The sequence below is a fragment of the Streptomyces sp. DvalAA-43 genome, from assembly GCF_900091725.1.
GTDB classification, from domain to species: Bacteria; Actinomycetota; Actinomycetes; order Streptomycetales; family Streptomycetaceae; genus Streptomyces; species Streptomyces pulveraceus.
The window spans coordinates 77,401-100,812 of sequence record NZ_FMBW01000074.1; the positions used below are offsets into that span (position 1 = coordinate 77,401).

At 70.4% G+C, this 23,412-nt stretch carries 17 protein-coding genes and 3 pseudogenes; 13 read left to right on the plus strand and 7 right to left on the minus strand.

What is annotated here, in order from left to right; translation table 11 throughout:
• Positions 1-156 precede the first annotated feature (156 nt).
• On the plus strand, positions 157-486 hold the full coding sequence (locus GA0115234_RS31580) for a hypothetical protein (RefSeq protein ID WP_093548558.1): 330 nt from the start codon (positions 157-159) through the stop codon (positions 484-486).
• A gap of 48 nt (positions 487-534) precedes the next feature.
• Here GA0115234_RS31580 and GA0115234_RS31585 read toward each other — a convergent pair.
• Positions 535-705: pseudogene (locus tag GA0115234_RS31585) on the minus strand (helix-turn-helix domain-containing protein); the annotation flags it as partial.
• 1,147 nt (positions 706-1,852) lie between these two features.
• On the opposite strand from GA0115234_RS31585, the pseudogene GA0115234_RS31595 reads away from it, so the two are divergent.
• The 5 genes and pseudogenes from GA0115234_RS31595 (at position 1,853) to GA0115234_RS31610 (ending at position 5,493) form a co-directional block, all read left to right on the plus strand.
• Positions 1,853-2,605, plus strand: a pseudogene (locus GA0115234_RS31595) (transposase family protein).
• Positions 2,606-2,632: 27 nt separating this feature from the next.
• The gene (locus GA0115234_RS41955; protein ID WP_141718508.1) at positions 2,633-3,301 is read left to right on the plus strand and encodes a hypothetical protein; all 669 of its coding nucleotides are present in this window, start codon (positions 2,633-2,635) and stop codon (positions 3,299-3,301) included.
• Positions 3,302-3,798: 497 nt separating this feature from the next.
• Complete coding sequence (locus GA0115234_RS42590; RefSeq protein ID WP_161275701.1) at positions 3,799-4,338, plus strand: hypothetical protein; 540 nt, start codon at positions 3,799-3,801, stop codon at positions 4,336-4,338.
• Between the two features lie 31 nt (positions 4,339-4,369).
• Positions 4,370-4,918, plus strand: a complete 549-nt coding sequence (locus GA0115234_RS31605; protein ID WP_093548562.1) for a SigE family RNA polymerase sigma factor — start codon at positions 4,370-4,372, stop codon at positions 4,916-4,918.
• Complete coding sequence (locus tag GA0115234_RS31610; RefSeq protein WP_093548563.1) at positions 4,915-5,493, plus strand: PASTA domain-containing protein; 579 nt, start codon at positions 4,915-4,917, stop codon at positions 5,491-5,493. Before GA0115234_RS31605 ends, GA0115234_RS31610 begins: the two co-directional genes overlap by 4 nt.
• 352 nt (positions 5,494-5,845) lie before the next feature.
• Here GA0115234_RS31610 and GA0115234_RS41960 read toward each other — a convergent pair whose 3' ends face one another.
• The 5 genes and pseudogenes from GA0115234_RS41960 to GA0115234_RS31630 all read right to left on the minus strand — a co-directional run bounded on the left by GA0115234_RS41960 (position 5,846) and on the right by GA0115234_RS31630 (position 11,116).
• Positions 5,846-6,397, minus strand: coding sequence for a hypothetical protein (locus tag GA0115234_RS41960; RefSeq protein WP_141718509.1), 552 nt, complete (start codon positions 6,395-6,397; stop codon positions 5,846-5,848).
• A 550-nt stretch (positions 6,398-6,947) separates the two neighbouring features.
• Positions 6,948-8,027, minus strand: a pseudogene (locus tag GA0115234_RS31615) (DUF4158 domain-containing protein); the annotation flags it as partial.
• A 682-nt stretch (positions 8,028-8,709) separates the two neighbouring features.
• A complete protein-coding gene (locus tag GA0115234_RS31620) occupies positions 8,710-9,171 on the minus strand; it encodes a sulfurtransferase TusA family protein (RefSeq protein WP_093548565.1) in 462 nt (153 codons plus the stop codon).
• The gene (locus GA0115234_RS31625; protein ID WP_237541889.1) at positions 9,168-9,524 is read right to left on the minus strand and encodes a hypothetical protein; all 357 of its coding nucleotides are present in this window, start codon (positions 9,522-9,524) and stop codon (positions 9,168-9,170) included. Before GA0115234_RS31625 ends, GA0115234_RS31620 begins: the two co-directional genes overlap by 4 nt.
• A 116-nt stretch (positions 9,525-9,640) precedes the next feature.
• Positions 9,641-11,116 carry a PucR family transcriptional regulator ligand-binding domain-containing protein gene (locus GA0115234_RS31630; RefSeq protein WP_370804624.1) on the minus strand — a complete coding sequence of 492 codons (1,476 nt, stop codon included), beginning with the start codon at positions 11,114-11,116 and terminating at the stop codon, positions 9,641-9,643.
• 108 nt (positions 11,117-11,224) lie between these two features.
• On the opposite strand from GA0115234_RS31630, the gene GA0115234_RS31635 reads away from it, so the two are divergent.
• The 5 genes from GA0115234_RS31635 (at position 11,225) to GA0115234_RS31655 (ending at position 20,506) form a co-directional block, all read left to right on the plus strand.
• Positions 11,225-12,697, plus strand: coding sequence for a sodium:solute symporter (locus GA0115234_RS31635; protein WP_093548569.1), 1,473 nt, complete (start codon positions 11,225-11,227; stop codon positions 12,695-12,697).
• Between the two features lie 64 nt (positions 12,698-12,761).
• A complete protein-coding gene (gene speB, locus GA0115234_RS31640) occupies positions 12,762-13,730 on the plus strand; it encodes an agmatinase (RefSeq protein ID WP_093548571.1) in 969 nt (322 codons plus the stop codon).
• Positions 13,727-15,412 carry a thiamine pyrophosphate-binding protein gene (locus GA0115234_RS31645; protein WP_093548573.1) on the plus strand — a complete coding sequence of 562 codons (1,686 nt, stop codon included), beginning with the start codon at positions 13,727-13,729 and terminating at the stop codon, positions 15,410-15,412. The genes speB and GA0115234_RS31645 overlap by 4 nt, the downstream gene beginning before the upstream one ends.
• 203 nt (positions 15,413-15,615) lie before the next feature.
• Complete coding sequence (locus GA0115234_RS31650; protein WP_093548575.1) at positions 15,616-16,590, plus strand: serine hydrolase; 975 nt, start codon at positions 15,616-15,618, stop codon at positions 16,588-16,590.
• Between the two features lie 160 nt (positions 16,591-16,750).
• Positions 16,751-20,506 carry an ABC transporter ATP-binding protein gene (locus GA0115234_RS31655; protein ID WP_093548577.1) on the plus strand — a complete coding sequence of 1,252 codons (3,756 nt, stop codon included), beginning with the start codon at positions 16,751-16,753 and terminating at the stop codon, positions 20,504-20,506.
• Between the two features lie 21 nt (positions 20,507-20,527).
• Here GA0115234_RS31655 and GA0115234_RS31660 read toward each other — a convergent pair whose 3' ends face one another.
• Complete coding sequence (locus GA0115234_RS31660) at positions 20,528-21,025, minus strand: hypothetical protein (protein ID WP_093548579.1); 498 nt, start codon at positions 21,023-21,025, stop codon at positions 20,528-20,530.
• A 327-nt stretch (positions 21,026-21,352) separates the two neighbouring features.
• Between GA0115234_RS31660 and GA0115234_RS31665 the strand changes: the two genes are divergently transcribed.
• Both GA0115234_RS31665 and GA0115234_RS31670 read left to right on the plus strand, forming a co-directional pair.
• Positions 21,353-21,724, plus strand: a complete 372-nt coding sequence (locus GA0115234_RS31665) for a hypothetical protein (protein WP_093548581.1) — start codon at positions 21,353-21,355, stop codon at positions 21,722-21,724.
• 122 nt (positions 21,725-21,846) lie between these two features.
• The gene (locus GA0115234_RS31670) at positions 21,847-23,322 is read left to right on the plus strand and encodes a S28 family serine protease (RefSeq protein ID WP_093548583.1); all 1,476 of its coding nucleotides are present in this window, start codon (positions 21,847-21,849) and stop codon (positions 23,320-23,322) included.
• The last annotated feature ends 90 nt before the right edge of the window (positions 23,323-23,412 follow it).

Sequence of the window (23,412 nt, forward strand, 5' to 3'; positions counted from 1 at the left end):
CTCGTCGCGATGGGGCCGGCCCCTGGGGGTCGGCCGCGCACGCGCAGTACCCCCCCGGACCGTCCTGAAATGGTCCGGGGCATGGCCTTCACCCTTCTACCTCAACGGAGTTGACGACGTGCTGCACCGCAACGCCCGCATCATCGAGGGGCCCGCATGATCTCCCGGACCCCCGACGCCTCGGCACGACTGCTTCCCTGGGCCGGTTCGGGGGGCAAGCCCTGTTACGTCATCGGGGACGGCACCGGATACGTCTCCCACGTGGCCGACAACGTCGAGAGCGTGCAGCTCGGCATGGCTCTCGAACTGCTCGACCACGCCGACGACATGCTCGACGACCGCCAGGTCACTTCGGCGCAGCTCCGCTACGTCGTGGCCCGCATGGCCGAGTCCCTGCGCGATGTGCACCGGATCGCCCGGAGCCGTGGCGAACGGCTCGCCGCCGCAATGTGCGAGGGGAGCAGCTCGCCCCGGTCGCGGGGCTGAACCGGGCAGGGGGCGGGGGCAGGGGGACCGACCGCCCCGGCGCCCCGTTCACCGCACCCGCAGCGCGAACCACAGCTCCGTCCGGACGTCCATGTCGTCCAGGTCCGCGTCCAGCAGGGCCGCGCAGCGGGCGATGCGCTGGCGGACCGTGTTGCGGTGGATGCGCAGGGCCGTGGCCGTGCGGTCCCAGCTGCCGTGGAGGCTAGTTCGCACCGTCTCACTCTGTGAGTGGATCGCCACACAGCGGCGGCTCGCCCGGACGTCGGCCGCCGCCGTCACGCGCCCCGGACGCCGGCCCGTGCCCTTCGGAGTCCTGAACCACCCTGAATCCACCATGTCCGGCCCAGTGACGCCCCTCGCGTCCTGGGTCGGAGGCGGCTGCGAAGCCATGGAAGATCCGTGGTGACGAAATGGGCGAGCGGGCCCGGTCGCACGTGACGGTCTCACCGGGGAGTCGACCGTGAGCACCGATCCGCGCCGGTGACGCGATGCGTGGAGCGCGCCGCGCAGCCGTCCACGCCGTGATCTTCCACTGGAACCGGGGACGGCTGTCGTACGCCCGGCAAGCCTGCGCGCCGAGGCCCTGGCCGACGATGGGGCGGTGGGCTGACATGACCGAAGCCCGAAGCCACCCCCCCCGTCACGCCGCGACCGAGGGGCGGCTCTTCGGTATCTCGAATGATTGGCGCGTCCTGCGCTTGGGTGCCCCAGTTGTCACGGGGGGCAGGTTTTTACATGTTCATTCATGCGCCATGTAAATCCTTGACGATCAAGTCTGCCCCGCGCCTACCGTCCGCGAGCAGCCTTTACTAGAAGGTCATGAACGTGACGGGTCTGGGGAGACCCTGTATCGGGGCGGGGGAGAGTTTTGTCTGTCAGTAGACGGAGGGCTGGGCGGGTGTTGGGTCCAGTTCTTGACCTTGCGCTCATGGCCGGTGCGGCTCCTGCCTATGCGGCCGGTGCCGGTGCTGTGGTCAAGGCGACTGCCAACGCCGATGGCTTGGTTGGGGGAGCAGACGGCGCTGGCGCAGGCTGCAGAGACCGGGGAGCCGGTTGAGATCACCGCGGCGCGCACCGAGTATGCGACGACCGAGGCGAACCCCGACGGCTCGTTCACGCTGACCCAGTCGACGGCGCCGCGGCGTGTGCGGGCAAGTGACGGTTCGTGGCAAAGCGTGGACACAACCCTGGTGCACCGTTCCGACGGTTCTGTGGGACCGAAGGCCGCTGTGGTGGATCTGGCGTTCACTGAGCCGATTCCAACCTGCTGGCCTCGTATGTCAGTTGGGCGGCTCTGCAACGCGATGTAGCTTCTGGTAGGAGGGTGTCACGACCAAGATCCACCGTGCCCCACCAGGAGCTTCGCGTGCTTGTCTACCCGTCGTCGATTGATCTGTCCAGCCGCACCCTGCGCTGTCTGAGCGCTCGGCGGCCTGCCCGGCGGCGGGAGATCGGGACGCGCTAACGGCGTCTGCCCGTAGGCCGACAGGCCCTGTTGGCCTTGGCGCACCTGCCGTGCGGCGATACCTATGCCCAGCTCGCCGGGTTCCGCATCGGCATCGCAACCGTCTACCGCTGCATACGCGAGGCTATCGACGTTCTGGCCGCCCTCACCCCAACCCTGACCGAGGCGATGAAGACCATCCGGACCAAGGCGTTCGTGATCCTGGACGGTACCCTCCTGCCGATCGACCGGATCGCCGCCGACACCCCGTACTACTCCGGGAAACACAAGCGCCACGGCATGAACGTCCAGGTTCTCAGCGATCCGTTCGGGCGGCTGTTGTGGGCGTCCCCCGCCCTGCCGGGGTCCGTCCACGACCTGACCGCCGCACGGACCCATGGGATCATCGACGCGCTCGCCGCAGCCGAACTGAAGTGCTGGGCGGACAAGGCGTACCAGGGAGCCGGCCACCCCGTACGCGTCCCGTTCCGAGGCCGCCGACTCAAGCGATGGCAGCGTCGACACAACAGCACGCACGCCAAGATCCGCTGCCTCGACGAACAGGCCATGGCTACCCTCAAGGGCTGGCGCCTCCTACGGAAACTCCGCTGCAGCACCAACCGCATCACCGCGATCGTCCAAGCCGTACTTGTCCTCCATCACGCATCAACGTGAGATTGGAAAAGGCTCAATAATGGCGGCATGATTGAACCTGACTCCATTGATTTGTTCAGGTTCGTATCTGACTGGCATGGACTGCCAGATTTGCCGCCGAGCGCGCTGCCGGCTGGGTGTGACTGGCTTCCAGCACCACTTAGAGAGTGGCATATCCTTGCCTCTCAATGGAGTAAACCGCTGATGCGGCTTAATCAAATGGTCGAGCCGGGCGATATTGAAGTAGTTGAAGGGAAATCCGTATTCCTGGAGGACGCGGCTTGTGACTGGAGATCGGCATTCGATGTCGAGTGTCCGAGTGTTGTTTATGAAAGTGAACTAGAGGAGGATTGGGTGGTGAGTTCCGAGACGTTGCAGGAGACATTGATACATAGTGCGCTACTGGAAGCTGCGAGCGCAGGGCAGTATCAGCGCTTTTGTGGGCGGGTCAGGGATGCTCGCCTTCCGGAAGTGCTCGGATCTCTAGTGAAGGTTAATTTGGGTGGATGGCAGTGGTACAACAATCCGAACTGCCTTATCTATATGAGTGAAAAAATCGTCGCTTCTGTAGAGCCTAACATTGATATTCGCGACTCGCGATTCAATACTCCCGAGTATGTAGATGTGCAGATCGCGAGCAATGACTCGCAGGCGCTAGCCTATTTGGATGAGATTCCAGGGATTGGGTGGCGGGTGACGAATCCCGGGCTGAATTGATGCGCGGGCTGAAGAATCATCGATAGTTGTAGTCGCCTGCCTATTCGGTGAGCAGGCGGATTCGTCGGAAGAGCTCTGGCAGTGCCGCAGTTTTAGTGCCGTGATCTCTCCGTGAGTCAGCAGAGGGATTACGTTCTCAAGGGGGAAATGAAGCCCCGCCAGGTGCGTCCTGGCGGGGCTTCTGTGTGGGGTGACGGAACATATATCAGACGATTCTGAACAGGCCGAAACCGTGAATCCACACGTTCGACAACTTGCGCAACTGATTGCACCTCCGGATCCCCATCCCTCGCACAAGGACTGGGGCACGGTGGAGAGTGAGCTTGGGATCGAACTTCCGGAAGACTACATGGAATTGATCGATACCTATGGTGGCGGACGGTTTGATGGGTATCTCTGGGTCCTCGGTCGCGAGTAGCAGCGGTACAGCGGTTAGCGCTAAGGAATGATCTTCGCTGCCGGGGGCGGCCCGGCCAGAACGGGCGCACGCTGGAGGTGTGGCTGAGGACCGGAACGCCGAGCTTGCCGCTCTCGCCCGCCAGGCCGTGGCAGCCGCGGGCGGCCTGCGGCTGCTGGTCGAGCGGATGGGCGATCTCGGCTGGCGGATGCAGGACTACAGCGACGAGGACCTGCTGAACGTCGCCTCCGCCCTGCGCGGCACCGCGATCCTGATCGCCCTCGACACCGAGGACATGGACCTGCACGAGGAAGTCACCGGGCGCCGGGTGCACGAGGTGCACGATGTCGCCGAGTGGCTCCGAGAGCACGGCGAAGGCGACGGCCGGCCGTTACCCTGCCGACCCGGGCCGGTTGTCCCGGCCGCCGGGGATGACCCGCAGGACGGGGCCGGCGGGGGCGAACTCGCCGAGGTCGAGAGCGGCGTCGCGTCCGCCCGCGCGGGACGCCGGGCGCCGCCCCCACCCCGGGCGGCAGCGGCGCGAGGTCCTGGGACACCCTTCCGTCCCAGCTGTGATTCACGTCACTGCCGGCGGCTCGGTGCAGCACCCGGCCCCGTTCCGCCGTCATGGGGGCAGTGATCGGGACGGGACGAGGAGAGGAGGTCGGCGGGTGAGGTTTCGCAGGAGCGGTCCGGGCAACGGATTCACGGAGTTCGTCGCACAGCGGTCGGGAGCGTTGTTCCGCACCGCGTATGCGCTGACCGGTGACGTGCACGTGGCCGAGGATCTGGTGCAGGAGGCGCTGGAGCGGGCGTGCCGACACTGGCGGAAGGTCGAGGTGGCGGACTCGCCGGAGGCGTACGTGCGCAAAGTGCTGGTCAACCTGGCCAACGACCGCTGGCGGCGGCTGTCGCGCCTGGGCGAGCGCCCCGGGCTGTCGGGGGTGCCCGAGACGGCCGACCCCCGGGACCGGTTCGGGCAGGTGGATCTGCGCGCGGAACTGATCGAGGCACTGCTCGGGCTGCCGATGGGCATGCGCAGCGTGGTGGTCCTGTACTACCTGCACGATCTGGACGCCGGGCAGGTCGCCGGCATCCTGGACATCTCTTCGAGTGCGGTGAGGTCCCAGCTCGCCCGCGGCCTGGCCAAGCTGCGCGATTCCGTATCGGGCGCCCAGGCGCCGCACACCCCGTCGGCCGCTTTCGGAGGTACGAAGTGAGGAACACGTCGTCCGGACCCGCCCCGTTCGAGCCGGGCCTCGAAGCCGAGCTGCGTGCCGCGGTGGCCTCCTTCGCCGACGGGCCGACGGCGCCGGTCGTCGACGCGGCCGCGATCGAGCGAGTCGTCAGCCGCAGCCGCACCCGCCGGGCGCTCCTCGGCACCGCTGCGGCGTGCTGCGTGCTGGCGTGCGCCACGGTGGGGTTCTTCGCGCTGAAGCCCGTGCCGCCCGCGCCCGGCGCCTCCCCGTCCCTGTCCACACCGGCGAACGGGGCGTGCACCCCGCTCGCCACCGGCACCCCCAAGAGCGGAAGCGCCGATGCGACTCCGACACAGGAGCAGGAGCAGACCGCGGGAGCGGGCATCGCGCTGCCGGACCTGGCCGGCATGCCGGTCGAACAGGCCGGAAGCCTGCTGCGCGGACTCGGACTGAGCTGCACGATCATGCGGCACACGGACTGGAACGCTCCCGCCGGGCAGGTGATCAGCAGTGACCCCCGGGGCGGCGCAGAACCGGTGGCACCGGGCTCGTCCGTCCTCCTGCTGGTCTCGACGGGCAAACCCGGCAGAACCTGAGCGACCGGGCCCTTCGGCCCGCGCACCGGCAGGACGGCGCCCCGTCCTGCCGGGCAGGGGAGCCACCCGGAGCGGGGGAACGGCTGCGGGTGGCGGGCTCCGATGCCGTCAGCCGCGCAGCTCGCTCGGCATCGTCTTTGGGTTGCGGAGGTCCTGCCCGAGGCGGCGGCCCCGACCGGCGCGGACGCGGGCCCGGCGCGCCGCGTCCGCGCAGGTCGTACCGGACGCCGGTCGACCGGCGTCCGGTGGTGCTGACGCCCTATAGAAAGAACCGGGTAAAAGAACCCGCCCTCCCTCCCGGAGCGGGAAGGGAGGGCGGGTGGGGGCGTTGCCCCGAGGACGGCGTCGGGGATCAGCGGAACCGTGGTTGGCGCTGAGGTTGATCATGAAGGGTTTCCCCTCTACCGCGGGCGAGGGTGACTATCGCATCATGCGAAGGGCGATCGGCCGGGACACGGCCGGGTACACGTAGTCCGCCAGCTGGTTCGCGGAGTGCGCGCCGACTGCTCGCGCGGCCCGGAGGGCGTCCGCGAGCTCCTGGTCGGCGAGCAGGCCGAGCAGGCGCAGGTACAGCTTGCGCTCGCGGGCGGCCTCCAGCGCGGATATCTCGGGCGCCGGGGGGGGCGAGCTGGTCGCACTCCACGATGGCGGCGACGTCGCTGTCGCTGTTGCTGGCGAACGCGTCCGGGTCGTCGGCGAAGGCCACGCGTACGCGGAGCAGGGGCCTGCCGTCCTCGTCGGTGATGCCTGCCGCGTCGGTGTCGTAGATCCACGCGGCGAGCACGTCGCGGCCGTAGTCGGCGGCGGTGCCGTCGTGCTCCTCCGGCTCGTCGGCCAGGGCCACCGCCTGCCACGCAGGGAAATCCGCAGCCTCGGTGGTCTCGATGCTGTGCAGGTAGCGCATACCCACTCCTTGTCCGGTAAAGGCATTGACCACCTTAGCGGTAAACGCCTTTACCGGTCAATGCATTGACCGGTCGCCTGTCCGGCATGATCAATCTCAGCGCCAACCACGGTTCCGCTGATCCCCGACGTCGAGGTACCCCTTGAGCTCGGCGACCAGCATCACGAGGCACCGCCGGCGGTGAAGGTGGCCGGCACGGACGGCACCGCCTGGGCAGGCACGGGCGAGCCGGCGGGGGCATCGTCCGGGCCCATGACGTCCTCGCCGTGGTTGCAGCAGGCCCCGCACAGCAGGCGCCAGCCGCCGGGCCTTCTCGGGATGTTGTAGGCCACGTGGTCGTCATCGCCGTCGTTCTTGCGCAGGTCTCAACCGCACTCGGCGCACAACAGGCCCATCCGGGCGGCCTGCTTCTCGCTCCACCACGGCCAGGCCGCCGCCATGTTCGTGCGGATGCAGAGCCCCATCTGCCCGGGGGGAGGGCTGGAAGTACACGAAGCCCCAGCCGGGCGCCTCCTCGGGCATCGGGGTGCGACGCTCCTTGAGGGAGGGCATCCACACCTCCAGCGCCCTCGTCGGTCAGCTCCAGCTCGCGGATCAGCACCCGGGCCGCCTTCGCCACCGTGCGCGACGCCTTCTCCAGGTGCGGCAACATCACCAGCCGCTCCCGGTCGGAGACCCGCCGGGCCGGGTTGATCAGCCGGGTGGCCATCAGCAGCGCGAACAGGTCCAGCGCGTCGTCGATCGCCGCCGCCTCCAGGCTGCGGACCACCGCGGTCAGCAGCGCGGTGCGCTTCGGCTCCGCCGACCGCTCCAGCGTCTGGGCCTTCGAGGCGAGCCCGTACCGGGCCAGGGTGGTCAGCCGGTTCACCGGCACCCGGGTCAGGTTCACCCGGCCCAGCTGGAACGCCGAGATCTCGTTCACCCGGTCCAGCGCCCGCGCCATCGCGGTGCCGGTCGTGCGGGTCGGCGGCCGGCGCAGCCGCTCCAGCTCGGAGACCCGGGCGCCGTCAGGCACCTCCAGCAGCCGCACCAACTCCCCCGGCAGCGCGGCGTCCGCGCGGTGCGCGGCCCGGGCCACCGTGGCGTGCAGCCGCTTCTCCGCCACCGCCCGCACCTCCGACACCTGCCGGGCCAGCACCGAGACGCCCGGCAGCAGCACCCGGTGCCGGCGCAGCCACGCCACCGCGTGGTCGAACAGCGCCACCGGCCCCTCGGCGTGCGTCCAGGCCCGGCCATGCAGGAAGGTGCGGAACCGCCGGCCCCACCCCGCGTCCTCGAAGTCCCGGTAGCCGTAGGCGTCCCGGATCTCCCAGGCGTGCTCGTACGGCGTCATCTGCCGCTCGGTGTACCGCTTCACGCACGAGGCGTCCTCGACGCCCAGCTGCTCGGCCAGGTAGTCCACCACCGCCCACGGCACGTCCAGCGGGTCCGCCAGGAACAGCCCCACGTACCGGACGGTGCAGATCTGCAGGGCGAAGCCGAGGCGGTTGTGGTCCCCGCGCCGTTTCGCGATCAGCAGGCGGTCCTCGTCATCGAGGAAGAAGAATCGCTCCAGCTCAGGGCGGGTCGGCACCTCTTTGAAGGAGCCGTAGGACGCGGCCTGATCATCAGTTAAGAACTCAACCGGCACGGGCCGGAGGGTAGCCGGGCCGCCGCTGGCTCAGTTAGCCGTCACTCGAACCCCTGCGCGGAAGATCCCTTCCGTGATATCGGGCCCCCGAGCGTGATCACCCTCAGCGCCAATCACGGCCGCTGACCTGCCCCGGAGGCTTAGCGCTAACCGCTGTACCGCTGCTACTCACGACCGGTCCTCGAGCCTGGGTGCGTGAACCGTTATTGTGACCTGGAGCGTTCCAAGTGCGAGCGCGATGAGGCTTTTCAGACGCTGTGGGAATTCGGTGAACCCAAGCCGGAGCTGTTGGAAGTTTCTGGAAGTCGACTTGTCCCTTGGGCCTCGACGGACAACGGAGAGTTTCTTTACTGGCTCATTCGTCCAGGAATCGATCCGAGTGGTTGGACGATTATGGTGAACGAGGCTCGAGGGGATTGGTGGGAACATTTCGAGCTAAGGGCTGTCCCGTAATCCCTGGTGGATCAGCGTGTGGCGTCGGGCGCGGTGCATCGCAAGGCGGAGGGACGCCCGAATACTGGATGTATTCGGGCGTTCCGACAACGCGGCGAGGTGCCGTGGCCGTCGTCGCACGCCCACCAGGGATTACGGGACAGCCCTTAGGGTGCTCTGAACTCCTGGTGAGTCTGCTCGCGGGAGAAATTCGTTCGGAAATCCTCTCCACTTCGTTCCCAACCAGGATTCACGAGTTTAGATCGTCGGCAAGTTTCTGATCGGGATCGACGGGAGGGAGTGTGAGGGCGTCTACCACATTCGCCCTCTGGCCGTTCCCGCCCGGCCGTTTCACGGGACCGATCGCCACATCCACATGACGAAGAGCCTCCCGACCTGCGAAGAAGTCGGTGGCCATGCCGGGTCGGGCAGGGTGCCAGGGTGTGTCAGGGAGGGTGGGACGGGCGTCTGCGGTCAACCGGAGCGCGTACACCAGGCGTTCGCCGGGCACCGGGCCCAGGTAGTTGTGGCCGACCACGTGGCACCAGGCCGGCAGGTCGAGGGGTGCGGCCGGATCCGTCGCGATCACATGCACCACGGCGCCCGGCGGCGTCCCCTCGATCCGCTTGCGGAGACGCAGCAGGAGCGTGACGCACAGCAGTCCGGTGCCATCAACGGTGATGTCCGCCGGGGGCGTCAGGTCGGAGTTCACCGGTCCGGGTGACGCGCCACGGGCTCGCCCCGGAGGGCGTGGGCCAGGGCTCCGCGCAGTTGGTTGGCCGTCGGTACGCCGGACAGGCCTTCCGGGGTCCGGTACATGCGGCAGGTCAGTCCCGGGGCCCGGCCGGGCTCGGCGAAGGGGTCGCTTCCGTCGATCAGGATCGTCGGCGAGCCGGTGAAGTGTGCGGCCTCCGCCTCGGCCTGGCTGGTGATGGTGCGGGTCCGGAACGTCACATCGTGCAGGTCCAGTCTGTCGAGCTCCTGGTGGAGATGGTCGGCGGCGGTCCGGGTGTTCGGACAGTCGGGCACGACCAGCAGCTCGATGTTCATGGCGTTGTTGTGCATGTTGTGCTCCCGTATGGCTCAGGTGCGGCAGCCGCCTCCGGGGCGGCAGCCTCGCGGTTCGGCCTCCGAAGCGGCGGCCGGTGTCGTGGTGTCGGTACGTCAGGAGTGCCGACGGCTCACCGCACCCGCAGCGCGAACCACAGCTCCGTCCGGACGTCCATGTCGTCCAGGTCCGCGTCCAGCAGGGCCGCGCAGCGGGCGATGCGCTGGCGGACCGTGTTGCGGTGGATGCGCAGGGCCGTGGCCGTGCGGTCCCAGCTGCCGTGGAGGCTCAGCCAGCAGCTCAGGGTCTCCCGCAGCGGCTCGGTGAGCGGGGCGAGCAGGGCGCGGGCGTGCGCCTCGGCGCGGTCGGGCGGGATCAGGGCGGCCAGACCGGCGCCGCCGCCGTTGTGGTGGTGGGCCAGCGGGGTGCGGGTGGCGACGGCCCGGCCCAGGGCGCGGGCGGCCTGGTCGTCGGCGAGGTCGAGGGCGGTGATGGGGGCGGGGGCGGAGGCGCCCAGCGTCCAGCCGGGCTGCGGGGTGATCCGGTCGGCGCCGGGGACCAGCACCCGTACGGCGTCGCCGCCCCGGCCCGCGTCGACCAGGGCCGAGCCGAGGGCGGCACCCAGCGCCCCGGTGGTGAGCGGGTCGACCGGGCCGTCGCCGCTGCGGCGCGCGTGCACCACCGTCCACTCCTCGGCGCCGCCGAGCAGCGGTGCGACGTCCTGCGGGTCCGCGCCCAGCAGCATCCGTACGAGGGCGGCGGACCGGCCCGTGGCGTCGGCGCCCTGGTGCGGGGCGGCCAGCAGGGAGAGCAGGACGACCGCGACCCCGGCGATGGTGTGGTCCCCGGCCTCGCGCCGGTCCGTCGCCAGCGCCAGGACGAGCCCCTGCCCGCCGCCCAGCGCGTACGCGGACAGATGGGTGTCCCGCAAGGTGTCGGTGGCGGACGTCGGGGCGGGGCGTGCCCCGGCGGAGACCACCCGGGTGAGCCTGGCGAGCGCCGCCCCGACGTCGGGGGCCGGGCGGCGGCCCGAGGCGTGCAGCTCCTCGCCGTCGGCGGCGAGCAGTGCCGCCCGGCCCTCCAGCTGGGCCGCCAACTGGTGCAGCACCGCCGGGACCGGGTCCGGCCGGGCCGCCGCCGTGGCCAGGGCCTGCTGGGCGCGCGTCACCCGGCGCAGCTCGCGGTGGCGGGCCTCGGCCATCAGCCGCCACACCGCACGGGCGATCGCGGTGAACGGGGTCTCGGGCGGCACCTCCAGCAGCGGCAGGCCGTGCCGGTCGCACGCCTCGATCAACGCCTGCGGCACCGTGTCGAACACCGGCGTCACCCCGAAACCGAGCGCCGCCGCCCCCGCCTCCACCAGCCGGGCCACGTACGCGTCCGGGTCCTTCAGCAGCACCCCCGCGCTCAGCAGCAGCTCACCGCCGAGCAGATACGGGTACGGGTCGGCCATCTCGGAGGTGTGCACCCACAGCAGATCCGCCTCGGCCGGACCCGCGATCCGGTGGAGGCCGAGCTCCTCGTGGGCCAGCAGCTCGGCGAGCGGGATCGGGGGAGTGGGGGGCGGGGTCACCCCGCCCAGGGTTTCCGGCATGGACGGTCCATCCATCAGAGACATCAATTATGGATGAAACGTACTCTTCAGCGTCGCCTTCGAGCCACCTACCGTCTTCTTCACGTAAGACATGTGCACTTGTGACGGAAACGGAGGAAGCCCATGGCCGTCGACTACGCGGTGATCATCATTTATCTGGCCGGCATGCTCGCCATGGGCTGGTGGGGCATGCGCCGCGCCAAGTCCAAGAGCGAATTCCTGGTGGCGGGCCGCAGGCTCGGCCCCGGGATGTACTCCGGCACGATGGCCGCCATCGTGCTGGGCGGCGCCTCCACCATCGGCGGCGTCGGGCTCGGCTACCAGTACGGACTCTCCGGCGCCTGGATGGTCTTCACCATCGGCCTCGGACTGCTCGCCCTGTCCGTCTTCTTCTCCGCGCGGATCGCCCGGCTGAAGGTCTACACCGTCTCCGAGATGCTCGACCTGCGCTACGGCGGCCGGGCCGGGATCATCTCCGGCGTCGTGATGTGGGCGTACACGCTGATGCTCGCGGTCACCTCGACCATCGCGTACGCCACCATCTTCGACGTCCTCTTCGACCTGAACCGGACGATCGCGATCATCCTCGGCGGCGCCATCGTCGTCGCGTACTCCACGCTCGGCGGCATGTGGTCGATCACGCTCACCGACATGGTGCAGTTCGTCGTCAAGACCATCGGGGTGCTGCTGCTCCTGCTGCCCATCGCGGTGATCAAGGCGGGCGGCTTCAGCGAGATGAAGGCGAAGCTGCCCACCGAGTACTTCGACCCGCTCGGCATCGGCGGCGAGACGATCTTCACCTATGTGCTGATCTACACCTTCGGCATGCTGATCGGCCAGGACATCTGGCAGCGGGTGTTCACCGCCCGCAGCGACAAGGTCGCCCGCATCGGCGGCACCGTCGCCGGTACCTACTGCCTCGTCTACGCCATCGCCGGCGCCGTCATCGGCACCGCCGCGAAGGTCATGTACCCGACGCTTCCCAGCGCCGACTCCGCGTTCGCGACCATCGTCAAGGACGAGCTGCCCATCGGCGTGCGCGGGCTGGTGCTGGCCGCCGCGCTGGCCGCCGTGATGTCCACCTCCTCCGGCGCGCTGATCGCCTGCGCCACCGTCGCCAACAACGACATCTGGTCCCGGCTGCGGGGTGTGGTCTCCCGGGGCGGCGGGGGCGAGGAACACGACGAGGTGAAGGGCAACCGGGTCTTCATCCTCATCATGGGCGTCGCCGTCATCCTGATCGCCATCGCGCTCAACGACGTCGTCGAGGCCCTGACCGTCGCGTACAACCTGCTCGTCGGCGGCCTGCTGGTGCCGATCCTCGGAGGTCTGCTGTGGCGCCGGGGCACCGCGGCGGGCGCGCTGGCCGCCGTGTCGGTCGGCGGCCTCGCGGTGATCGGCCTGATGGCGGCGTACGGAATCCTCGCCAACGAACCGGTCTACTACGGTCTGCTGGCCTCGCTCGCGGTGTATGTGATCGTCTCCCTGGCGACGAAGCCGACCGACGCGGCCGTCCTGGCGGCCTGGCGCGAACGGCTCGCCGGACGGGGCGCGGAGACCGAGGAGCCGGCGAGCGAGACGGTCACCCGCGCGTAGGGTCTGCCCGGCTCTCCCCCCACCCCACCGAACAACGTATGAAACCCGAAGGAAGGCACTTCACATGAGCAGCAACGAAACGCCGCGCGGCCCCGTCGACTCCTCCCGCGTCCCGCGGTACGCCGGACCCGCGACCTTCGCCCGGCTGCCCCGTCTCGACGAGGTCGGCACCACCGATGTCGCCGTCGTCGGCGTGCCCTTCGACACCGGTGTCTCCTACCGCCCCGGCGCCCGCTTCGGCGGCAACGCGATCCGTGAGGCCTCGCGCCTGCTGCGCCCGTACAACCCGGCGCAGGACGCCTCGCCGTTCGCGCTCGCACAGGTCGCCGACGCCGGTGACATCGCCGCGAACCCGTTCAACATCAACGAGGCCGTCGAGACGATCGAGGCCGCCGCCGACGACCTGCTCGGCACCGGCGCCCGCCTGATGACGCTCGGCGGCGACCACACCATCGCGCTGCCGCTGCTGCGTTCCGTCGCCAAGAAGCACGGCCCGGTCGCGCTGCTCCACTTCGACGCGCACCTGGACACCTGGGACACCTACTTCGGCGCCGAGTACACCCACGGCACCCCGTTCCGCCGCGCCGTCGAGGAGGGCATCCTCGACACCTCCGCGCTCTCCCACGTCGGCACCCGCGGCCCGCTCTACGGCAAGCAGGACCTGGACGACGACGCGAAGATGGGCTTCGGCATCGTCACCTCCGCCGACGTCATGCGGCGCGGCGTCGACGAGGTCGCCGACCAGCTGCGCCAGCGCATCGGCGACCGGCCGCTGTACATCTCCATCGACATCGACGTCCTGGACCCGGCCCACGCACCCGGCACCGGCACCCCCGAGGCCGGCGGCCTGACCTCCCGCGAGCTCCTCGAAATCGTCCGCGGACTCTCCTCCTGCAACCTGGTCTCCGCCGACCTGGTCGAGGTGGCCCCCGCGTACGACCACGCCGAGATCACCTCCGTCGCCGCCTCCCACACGGCGTACGAGCTGACCACGATCATGTCCCGCCAGATCGCAGAGGCCCGTACGAAGTGAGCCACGACCACCACGACGAGCGGCCGCGGCTCACCCCCGAGCAGATCGCGGACGCACTGAACCCCCCGGCCGGACGCAACGGCGGCGACCTCGTCGTCGAGACCCTCCAGGGCCTCGGCGCGACCACCGTCTTCGGCCTGCCCGGCCAGCACGCGCTCGGCATGTTCGACGCGCTGCGCCGCTCCTCGCTGACGTACATCGGCCTGCGGGTCGAGAACAACGCCGGTTTCGCCGCCGACGCCTACGGCCGCATCACCGGAGAGGTGGCGCCGCTGCTGCTCTCCACCGGGCCGGGCGCCCTCACCTCCCTCGCCGCGCTCCAGGAGGCGGCGGCGGCCTCCGCGCCCGTACTGGCGATCTCCAGCCAGATCCCGACCGCGGGCCTGGGCGGCGGCCGCCACGGCTATCTGCACGAGCTGCGCGACCAGAAGGCCTCGTTCCGCGATGTCGTGAAGTCGGTCCACACCGTCCGCACCGCCTCCCAGATCCCGTCGGCGATCGCCGCCGCCTGGGAGTCCGCGCTGACCGCCCCGCACGGCCCGGTCTGGATCGAGATCCCGCAGGACGTACTGCTGGCGCAGACCACGCTGCCGGTCGTCACGGCGATGGACGCCACCCCGCGCGAACTGCACGCCCGCCCCGAGCTGACCGCCGTGGCGGCCGACCTGCTGTCGAAGGCCGAGCGCCCGGCGATCATCGCGGGCGGCGGAGTCGTACGCTCCGACGCCTCCGGCAAGCTGCTGGCGCTCGCCGAGAAGCTCGACGCACCCGTCGTCACCACCTTCGGCGGCAAGGGCGCCTTCCCCTGGGAGCACCCGCTTTCTCTCCAGTCCTGGCTGGAGGACCGGTACACCACGGAGTTCCTGGAATCCGCCGACGTACTGCTGGTCGTCGGCTCCGGACTCGGTGAGCTCTCCTCGAACTACCACACGTTCGCCCCGCGCGGCCGTGTCGTCCAGATCGAGGCGGACGCCGGGAAGCTGGAGTCCAACCACCCCGCGCTCGGCATCCACGCCGACGCCCGCGAGGCGTTGTCCGACCTCCTCGAAGCGGTCGACCGCCGCGAGGACCCCTCGGCGCCGGACCGGGTCCGTACGGTGCTCGACGCGGTACGGGACCGGATCGCCGCCCAGGAGCTCACCCTGGAGCAGCGGCTCATCGCCTCGGTCCGCGAGGCGCTGCCCGACACGTCCCCGAGCTTCTGGGACATGACGATCCTCGCCTACTGGGCCTGGTCCGCCTTCGACGCCCGCCGCCCGAACACCATGCACTCCGCCCAGGGCGCGGGCGGCCTCGGCTACGGCTTCCCGGCCGCCCTCGGCGCCGCGGCGGCCGACCGTACGCGGCCGGTCCTCGCGGTCTCCGGCGACGGCGGCGCGATGTACTCGATCGCGGAGCTGGCCACGGCCCGCCAGTACGACCTCCCGGTCACCTGGCTGATCGTCGACGACGGCGGCTACGGCATCCTGCGCGAATACATGACGGGCGCCTTCGGCGAGGCCACGGCGACGGAGCTCTCCCGCCCCGACTTCGTCGCCCTCGCCGAGTCGTTCGGCGTCCCGGCGGTCCGCACGACCCCCGAGACGCTCGCCGCCGACCTGGCGGAGTCCCTCGCCCGGCCCGGCCCCTCGGTGGTCGTCCTCCCGGCCCTGCTGAGGATGTTCGAGCCGACGCATCTGTAGAAGGCCGGCCGGCGAACCCGCCCGCGCACCCCGCTCCGGGGGCGCGGGCGGGCCCGTTCCACGGGCGGGGCCGCAGAGAAGCGCGGCGGTTCCGAGAGATACGCCACGGCCCGGCTCGCACAACTTTTCGGCCGTTCGGAAGTCGTTACTGGCAGGCGTGCCGGGGGGCGCGCCGTATGGATCCACTCAGGGGGAGACACCACATGAAGGACCAGCCCCGTATATCCCGCCGCGCACGCGGCGCGCTGTCCGTCGCGCTCGCCGCGGGCGTGCTCGCGCCCGTGGCGCTCGGTGCCGCGCCCGCCACGGCGGCGACGACGCCGAAGGTGAGCTGCACGTCCGCCAAGGCCGGGCTCGCCGCCAAGCTGACGAAGGACATCACCGCCGCCCTCAAGGACCGGAAGTCGACGACGGCCGTGGCGCTCTACGACCGCCCGACCAAGACCAGCTGCACCCTGCGGGCGACCACGAAGTACGACTCCGCCAGTGTCGTGAAGGCGACCGTGCTGGCGACGCTGCTCTGGGACAACAAGAAGCACAACCGCTATCTCACCCAGCGCGAGATCAACCTCACCACCGCCATGATCACCAAGTCCGACAACAACGCGACCACCACCCTGTGGAAGCAGCTCGGCGCGACCAAGGTCAAGGCGTTCCTCAAGGCCGCCGGGATGACCCACACCGTGCCCGGCTCCGGCGGCTACTGGGGGCTGACCCAGATCACCGCCCAGGACGAACTGCGGCTGCTCACGCTGCTGACCGCCAAGAACTCCGTGCTCAGCGACAACGCGCGCTCCTACGAACTGGGCCTGATGCGCAAGGTCGTCTCCTCGCAGCGCTGGGGCACGCCCGCCGGAGCCCCGTCCGGGACCACCGTCCAGGTCAAGAACGGCTGGCTGCCGCGCGCCACCCACGGCTGGCGGGTCCACAGCATCGGCGCCTTCACCGGCAAGGGGCACGACTACGGGATCACCGTGCTCACCCATGACAACAAGACGATGAACGACGGCATCAACACCATCCAGGCCGTCGCCCGCGCCGTCCACAAGGACCTCGACCCGGCCGTAGCCGCGAAGAAGACCACCACCATCGCCCCGCCCGCCGCCCCGCAGGAGGCGGTACCCGCGGTGCCGGAGGCCCCGGCGGTACGCATGCTCACCGCGACCCCGCGGGTGTAACGCCGTCCGACGGGCCGGGGCCGTACCGGCCCCGGCCCGGTCCTACGCCGATCGACGTACCGCCCTGCGCCGAAAGGCCCGTCTTTGTAACGGCGGGATGAAATCCGCAGCCCACCGCGTTGGTGCCTTCCGGTAGAGCAGGCGGAACGGGGAGGCACCGGTGACGGACGCACAGGACGTACAGGGCGCGGCACAGGCCCCGGGCTGGGCCAGGCGGCTCTGCGGCTACGCATGGCGCTACCGGCGCAACGTACTGCTGGCGCTCGGCTCCTCGCTCGCGGGCATGGCGGTGATGGCCCTCGTCCCGCTGATCACCAAGGTGATCATCGACGATGTCGTCGTCGGCCACACCCGGTCCCTCGCCGTCTGGACCGGACTCCTCATAGCCGCCGCCGCGCTGGTGTACATATCCACGTACATCCGCCGGTACTACGGCGGCCGCCTCGCCCTCGACGTACAGCACGACCTGCGCACCGAGATGTACGGGACGATCACCCGCCTCGACGGCAGACGCCAGGACGAACTGTCCACCGGCCAGGTCGTCGGGCGCGCCACCAGCGACCTCCAGCTGATCCAGGGACTCCTGTTCATGCTCCCGATGACCATCGGGAACGTCCTGCTCTTCCTCCTCTCCCTGGTGATCATGGCGTGGCTGTCGCCGCTGCTCACCCTGGTCGCGATCGCCGTCGCCCCCGCCCTCTGGTTCATCGCCCGCCGCTCCCGCACCCGCCTCTTCCCCGCCACCTGGTACGCCCAGGGCCAGGCCGCCGCCGTCGCCGGAGTCGTCGACGGGGCCGTCTCCGGGGTCCGGGTCGTCAAGGGGTTCGGGCAGGAGGAGCAGGAGACCGGCAAGCTGCGCGAGGTCGGGCGGAAGCTGTTCGCCGGGCGGCTGCGGACCATCCGGCTGAACTCCCGCTACACCCCCGCCCTCCAGGCCGTCCCCGCGCTCGGCCAGGTCGCGATGCTGGCCCTCGGCGGCTGGCTCGCCACCCGAGGCGAGATCACCCTCGGCACGTTCGTCGCGTTCTCCACCTACCTCGCCCAGCTCGTCGGCCCGGTCCGGATGCTCGCCATGGTCCTCACCGTCGGACAGCAGGCCAGGGCCGGTGTCGAACGCGTACTGGAACTGATCGACACCGAGCCGACCATGAAGGACGGCACCAGGGAACTCCCGGCCGACGCCCCCGCGAGCGTCGAGTTCGACGACGTACGGTTCGGCTACGCCGACGACCGCCCCGTCCTCGACGGCTTCTCGCTCACCATCGAGCCCGGTGAGACCGTCGCCGTCGTCGGAGCCTCCGGCAGCGGGAAGTCCACCGTCTCGCTGCTGCTGCCCCGCTTCTACGACGTGACCCACGGCGCCGTCCTGGTCGGCGGCCACGACGTCCGCGAACTGACCCACGCCTCCCTGCGCGCCGCCATCGGCCTCGTACCGGAGGACAGCTTCCTGTTCTCCGACACCGTCCGCGCCAACATCGCCTACGGCGTCCCGGACGCCACCCAGGAGCAGATCGAGGAGGCCGCCCGCGCCGCCCAGGCCGACCGGTTCATCGCCGAGCTCCCCGAGGGCTACGACACCAAGGTCGGCGAGCACGGACTCACCCTCTCCGGCGGCCAGCGCCAGCGCGTCGCACTCGCCCGCGCCATCCTCACCGACCCCCGGCTCCTCCTCCTCGACGACGCCACCTCCGCCGTCGACGCCCGCGTCGAGCACGAGATCCACGAGGCGCTGCGCCAGGTGATGGCCGGGCGGACCACCCTGCTGATCGCCCACCGCCGCTCCACCCTCGGCCTCGCCGACCGGATCGCCGTCCTGGAACACGGCCGCCTCGCCGACATCGGAACCCACGAGGAGCTGGAGCGCCGCTCCCCGCTCTACCGGCGGCTGCTCACCGACCCGGACGAGCTGGGCGGCACCTCGCCCGGACACCACCACCTGACCCCCGCCGCCGGTACGACCCCCGAGGACGAGCGCGCGCTCCAGGAGGAGCTGGACACCGAGTTCGACGCCGAGCGCGGCATCAGCCCCCGCCTCTGGGTCCGCGAGGAGCAGCCGCGCGACACCGGCGCGGCCGGCATGCCCGCCACCCCCGAGCTGCTCGCCCAGGTCGAGGCGCTGCCGCCCGCCACCGACACCCCCGACATCGACGAGGCGCGGGCCGTCCGCGCCGAGGAGTCGTACGGCCTGCGCCGGCTGCTGCGCGGCTTCGGGCTGCCGCTGCTGGTGAGCCTGCTGCTGGTCGCGGTCGACGCGGGGGCCGGTCTCCTGCTGCCCGTACTGATCCGGCACGGCATCGACCAGGGCGTCTCGCAGCTCGCACTCGGCGCGGTGTGGGCGGCGTCCGCCCTGGCCCTGGTGGTCGTCCTGGTGCAGTGGGCCGCCCAGATCGGCGAGACCCGGATGACCGGCCGCACCGGCGAGCGGGTGCTGTACTCACTGCGGCTGAAGATCTTCGCGCAGCTCCAGCGGCTCGGCCTGGACTACTACGAGCGCGAGCTGACCGGCCGCATCATGACCCGGATGACGACGGACGTGGACGCGCTGTCGACGTTCCTCCAGACCGGACTGGTCACGGCCTTCGTCTCCGTCGTCACCTTCTTCGGCATCATGGTCGCGCTGCTGGTCCTCGACGTGCAGCTGGCCCTCGTCGTCTTCGCGACACTGCCGGTGCTGGTCGTCGGCACGTTCTTCTTCCGCCGCAAGAGCGTCAAGGCGTACGAGCTGGCCCGCGAACGCATCAGCGTCGTCAACGCCGACCTCCAGGAGTCCGTCTCCGGGCTGCGGATCGTGCAGGCCTTCCGCCGCGAGGGCGACGGCGCCGCCCGGTTCGCGGGGCGCAGCGACCACTACCGCGAGGCCAGGGTCCGCGGCCAGTGGCTGATCTCGGTCTACTTCCCGTTCGTGCAGCTGCTGTCCTCGGTGGCCGCGGCCGCCGTCCTGATCGTCGGCGCGGGCCGGGTCGACCACGGCACGCTCACCACCGGTGCACTGGTCGCGTACCTGCTCTATATCGATCTGTTCTTCGCCCCGGTGCAGCAGCTCTCCCAGGTCTTCGACGGCTACCAGCAGGCCACCGTCTCGCTGGGCCGCATCCAGGAACTGCTGCGCGAGCCGACCTCCACCGACGCCGTGGACGAGCCGCTGGACGTGCTGTCGCTGCGGGGCGAGATCGCCTTCGAGGACGTGTCCTTCGCGTACGGCTCCGGCGACGACGCCGAGGAGGCCCTCGCAGGCGTCGACCTGCGGATACCGGCCGGGCAGACGGTCGCGTTCGTCGGCGAGACCGGCGCCGGGAAGTCCACCCTCGTCAAGCTCGTCGCCCGGTTCTACGACCCGACGGGCGGCCGGGTCACGGCGGACGGCACCGATCTGCGCGACCTCGACCTCACCGCGTACCGGCACCGGCTCGGAGTCGTCCCGCAGGAGGCGTACCTCTTCGCGGGCACGGTCCGTGATGCCATCGCCTACGGGCGGCCCGAGGCCACCGACGCCGAGGTGGAGGCGGCGGCGCGGGCGGTCGGCGCCCACGACATGATCGCCACCCTGGACGGCGGCTATCTGCACGAGGTCGCCGAGCGGGGCCGCAACCTCTCGGCCGGTCAGCGCCAGCTGATCGCGCTGGCCCGCGCCGAACTCGTCGACCCGGACGTCCTGCTGCTCGACGAGGCGACCGCCTCCCTCGACCTGGCCAGCGAGGCCCTCGTCAACCAGGCGACCGACCGCCTCACCGGCCGCCGCACCACCCTGGTCGTCGCCCACCGGCTGACCACGGCCGCCCGCGCGGACCGGGTCGTGGTGATGGACCACGGCCGGGTCGTCGAGGACGGCACGCATGACGAACTCCTCGCCAGGGACGGGCACTACGCCGTGCTGTGGCGCACCTTCATCGGGGAGGACGAGCCCGCGGCGGTGTGAGTGGCGGGCCCGTCCACCGGGTCACTCGCCGATGCCGGAGATCTTCCCGGTCCGCAGGTCCGAGCGCACGGTCAGGTACGAGTACGTGGGGTGCTTGCCGCCGCTCCAGGTGAGCCGCACCGTCGACCAGGTGTGCCCGGCGGCGCTGTCGTCCGGGGTGACCCGGAAGGCGATCGGGGTGTTCTGGGCGCGGAGCACACCGTCGGCGTGGTTGCGCTGCTCCCAGGTCTTCAGCTGGGAGCGCAGGCCGGGCGTCAGGTAGAACGTCCGCAGGGCGGTGGCGAGCTTGCCGCCGCCCTCGGCGGAGACGGCATCGATGTAGGCGCCGTAGAAGTGGGCGACCTGCTGGTGCGCGGAGGTGCTGGTCTCGTTGCGTACCGACGCCGGGGCGTGCGCCGCCTGCGGGGTGGCAGCGACCGCGGGGACCGCGGCGACGGCGGTGAGGAGAGCGGAGGCGAGCAGCGTCCGGCCGATGCGGCGCCGGTTGCGGGAGGCCTGTGCGTTGCGGAGTGGGAGCATGACGGTTCCTGCCTTTCGTGTGGCTCTGTCCAGTGGGAGTCATGCTGTGACGATTCGGTTGCGCCCGGTGCGGAGCGCGCCGAACGCAACCTTCGGATGGGCTCCTGCGTCGTACGCATGTATGCGTATGCGCCGAGCAAGGGTGTAAGCGTTCGACTGGTGATGGGGTTGCGGGTGAGCAGAAGGACGGCAAGGTCCGGGAGGGCCGGAGTGTCCGACGAGGGTGGGGGCAGTGGCGGAGACGGCGGTGGAGACAGGGGCGTGAGCGGCCGTCGTGGCGGCTGTCGTCGTGTCGGCGGTCTTCGTGGACGCCGTCTCGGACGCCGGATGCGGGTGTTCTCGGTCGTCCTGCCGCTGCTGGCCGCCCTGGGCCTGGTGCTCGGCGGTCCCGCGGCCGGCCACGCCGACGCCGCGACGGTCTGCGCCGGGCGCCCCGCGAAGACGGTCCCGTTCAAGACCGGCGAGCTGCGCGTCTACAAGAGCCGCTCCTACGCCTGCGCGTTGGCGGTCGCCAAGACGTCCGGCCCGCGCCGTGCGATGTCCGTGACGATCCAGGCGCGCGGCGGCAACCCGGTCGTCGACAGCGGCAAGTACACCAAGCAGGCCGGGCCGGTGACGGTCCACGCGCTCAACCGGTGCGTCAGGGCCTCGGCCCGGATCTCGGGGAAGTCGGGCTCCACGGGCTGGATCCTCTGCTGACCAACTAGCCAACTGACTGACTGACCGGCACGGACACGTGGTTCCTCCGTGCCGACGGGTCTGGCGGCGCGGGTGCCGCCCCGCTAGGTTCACGACGAATGTTGTGAGTCCTGGGAGGGCGTATGCGCAAGGCGTTCAGAGGGTTCCTGTCGCTCGCGGTGCTCATCGGCACCATGGGGGCGACGGGTGCCTCCGCCGGGGCGGCCACCGCCGCGGAACCGGCCGCGTTCCGGAGCACGGCCGGTGCGAGCGGTACGAGCGGGGTGAGCACGGACATCAAGGACCGTATCCTGGCCATCCCCGGGATGAGTCTCATCGAGGAGAAGCCCTACGCGGGCTACCGCTACTTCGTCCTCGGCTACACCCAGCCGGTCGACCACCGGCACCCGTCCAAGGGCACCTTCCAGCAGCGCATCACCCTGCTGCACAAGGACACGTCCCGCCCGACGGTCTTCTACACCAGCGGATACAACGTCTCCACCAGCCCCGGCCGCGCCGAGCCGACCCGGATCGTCGACGGCAACCAGGTCTCCCTGGAGTACCGCTACTTCACGCCCTCCCGCCCGGCGCCCGCCGACTGGTCCAAGCTCGACATCCGGCAGGCCGCCGACGACCAGCACCGCGTCTTCACCGCGCTGAAGAAGATCTACACCAAGAACTGGCTGACCACCGGCGGCTCCAAGGGCGGCATGACGGCCACCTACTACGAGCGCTTCCACCCGAAGGACATGGACGGCGTCGTCGCGTACGTCGCGCCCAACGACGTGGTCGACAAGGAGGATTCGGCCTACGACCGGTTCTTCGCCAGGGTGGGCACCAAGGAGTGCCGCGACCGGGTGAACGCCGTCCAGCGCGAGGCACTGGTCCGCCGGGAGCCGCTGGAGGAGAAGTACCGGGAGTACGCCGCCGCCAACGGCTACACCTTCGACACCACCGGTTCGCTCGACAAGGCGTACGAGGCCGTCGTCATGGACTACGTCTGGGCGTTCTGGCAGTACAGCCTGCTCTCCGACTGCGGCACGATCCCGGTCGACGCCGCATCCGCCCCCGACCAGGCGATCTGGGACTCCGTCGACGCGATCTCCGGCTTCTCCACCTACACCGACCAGGGCCTGGAGAAGTACACCCCGTACTACTACCAGGCGGGCACCCAGCTCGGTTCGCCCGACATCCGCCAGCCGTGGCTCGGCGGCCTCAGCCGGTACGGGTACCAGCCGCCGCGCACCTTCGTGCCGCGCTCCATCCCGATGAAGTTCCAGCCGTCGGTGATGCGTGACGTCGACACCTGGGTGAAGCGGCACGCCGACCGGATGCTGTACGTCTACGGGGAGAACGACCCGTGGGGCGCGGAGCGCTTCCGGCTCGGCGCGGGCTCCCGCGACAGCTATGTCATGACCGTGCCCGGCGGCAACCACGGCGCCGCCGTGGCCGGGCTCGCCGAGGACGACCGGGCGAAGGCCACCGCGGCCATCCTGCGCTGGGCGGGCGTCGCCCCGGCCGCGGTGCGGGACGACCCGGCGAAGGCCGAGCCGCTCGCGAAGTTCGACGCACGGCTCGACAAGCACGACGTGATGGACCGGCGCGGCTCGCGGCCGTAGCCGGTCCCCGGACCGCTCCCGGCAACGGACTTCGGGCCGGGTCGTACGCGGGCGCTCGACTTCGCGCGCACGTACGGCCCGGCCCTGTTC